The sequence below is a fragment of the Rhizobacter sp. P2_H2 genome (assembly GCF_056403375.1).
Genome location: NZ_JBFUFP010000925.1, coordinates 1 through 2,188 on the forward strand (window position 1 = coordinate 1; position 2,188 = coordinate 2,188).

Below are 2,188 nucleotides of genomic sequence, written 5' to 3' on the forward strand. Positions count from 1 at the left end.
TGACGGAATACCGCCTGGTGCTGAAATCCGGCCTGGCTGGCCTGCTGGGCGCCGCCAAGCCGCTGGAAGCCGGTGAGCTGCAACAGGCGGCCGCGCTGCTGCACGACCGCATGACCGAGAGCGTGCTGCTGCAGCGCGCTGACGCCGCCCACCTGTTCGACGAACAGGCCGGCCGCGCGATGGAGCATGTCGACGTGCTCGGGCAAGGCCGCAAGGCACTCGAGGTCGCCAACAAGGACTTCGGCCTGGCCTTGAGCGACGACGAGATCGACTACCTGGTCGCCGCCTTCACCGGCCTGAAGCGCAACCCCACCGACGTCGAGCTGATGATGTTCGCGCAGGCCAACAGCGAGCACTGCCGGCACAAGATCTTCAACGCCCGCTTCACGATCGACGGCATCGAGCAGGAACGCTCGATGTTCGCGATGATCCGCAACACCCACCAGCTTGCGCCGCAGCACACGGTGGTGGCCTACAGCGACAACGCGTCGGTGATGGAAGGCGGCCCCACGGAACGCTGGCTGCCGCAGGGCTACACCAACGCGCCGCTGTACGGCCCGCGCGAGGAGACGGTGCATGTGCTGATGAAGGTCGAGACGCACAACCACCCGACGGCGATCTCGCCGTTCCCCGGTGCGTCCACCGGTGCCGGCGGCGAGATCCGCGACGAGGGCGCGACCGGCCGCGGCTCCAAGCCCAAGGCCGGCCTGACCGGCTTCAGCGTCTCGAACCTGCACCTGCCCGGCACCAACGAGCCGTGGGAGCAGTCGCCCTACGGCAAGCCCGAGCACATCGCGAGCCCGCTGCAGATCATGGTCGACGGCCCGCTCGGCGGCGCCGCGTTCAACAACGAGTTCGGCCGGCCCAACCTGGCCGGCTACTTCCGCGTCTACGAGCAGACGGTCGGCGGCCAGCGCCGCGGGTATCACAAGCCGATCATGATCGCCGGCGGCCTCGGCAGCATCTCCGACAGCCAGACGCACAAGCTGCAGTTCCCGGCCGGCACGCTGCTGATCCAGCTGGGCGGCCCCGGCATGCGCATCGGCATGGGGGGCGGCGCGGCCAGCTCGATGGCGGCCGGCGCCAACGCGGCCGAGCTCGATTTCGATTCGGTGCAGCGCGGCAACCCCGAGATCGAGCGCCGCGCGCAGGAGGTCATCAACCACTGCTGGGCGCTCGGTGAATCGAACCCGATCCTTGCGATCCACGACGTCGGCGCCGGCGGGATCTCGAACGCCTTCCCCGAGCTGGTCGACGGTGCCGGCCTGGGCGCGCGCTTCGACCTGAGCCAGGTGCCGCTGGAGGAGAGCGGCCTCGCGCCGAAGGAGATCTGGTGCAACGAGAGCCAGGAGCGCTACGTGATGGCGGTCTCGCCTGACGCGCTGCCGATCTTCCGCGCGATGTGCGAGCGCGAGCGCTGCCCGTTCGCGGTGGTCGGCGTGACGACCGCCGAGAAGCAGCTGGTGCTGGACAACCCCGGTTCGGATGACACGCCGATCGACATGCCGATGGAAGTGCTGCTCGGCAAGCCGCCGAAGATGCACCGCGACGTGAAGCGCGTCGAACGCAYGCTGCCGGCGCTGCAGCTCACCGACGTGTCGCTCGACAAGGTGGCCTTCGACGTGCTGCGCCACCCGACCGTGGCCAGCAAGCGCTTCCTGATCACGATCGGCGACCGCACCGTCGGCGGCCTGAACCACCGCGACCCGATGGTCGGGCCGTGGCAGGTGCCGGTGGCCGATTGCGCGGTGACGCTGGCGGATTTCCGCGGCTTCCGCGGCGAGGCGATGAGCATGGGCGAGCGCACGCCGCTCGCGACGCTGGATGCCCCGGCCTCCGGCCGCATGGCGGTGGCCGAGGCCATCACCAACCTGCTGGCSGCRCCGATYGAGCTGGAACGCATCAAGCTCAGCTGCAACTGGATGGCCGCCTGCGGCGAGCCGGGCGAGGATGCGGCGCTGTACGACACCGTGCAGGCCGTCGGCATGGAGTTGTGCCCGGCGCTCGGCATCAGCGTGCCGGTCGGCAAGGACAGCCTGTCGATGCGCACGCGCTGGAGCGATGAAGGCGCAGCCAGGCAAGTCACCGCGCCGGTCTCGCTGATCGTCACGGCCTTCGCGACGCTGGCCGACGTGCGCGGCACGCTGACGCCGCAGCTGCAGCCCGGCGACACGACGCTGGTGCTGAT

1 protein-coding gene is annotated in these 2,188 nt (G+C 69.9%); it reads left to right on the top strand.

Annotated elements, in window-relative coordinates:
- A partial coding sequence (purL, locus tag AC1D15_RS28310; RefSeq protein ID WP_477828632.1) for a phosphoribosylformylglycinamidine synthase occupies positions 1–2,188 on the top strand: 2,188 nt, incomplete at both ends.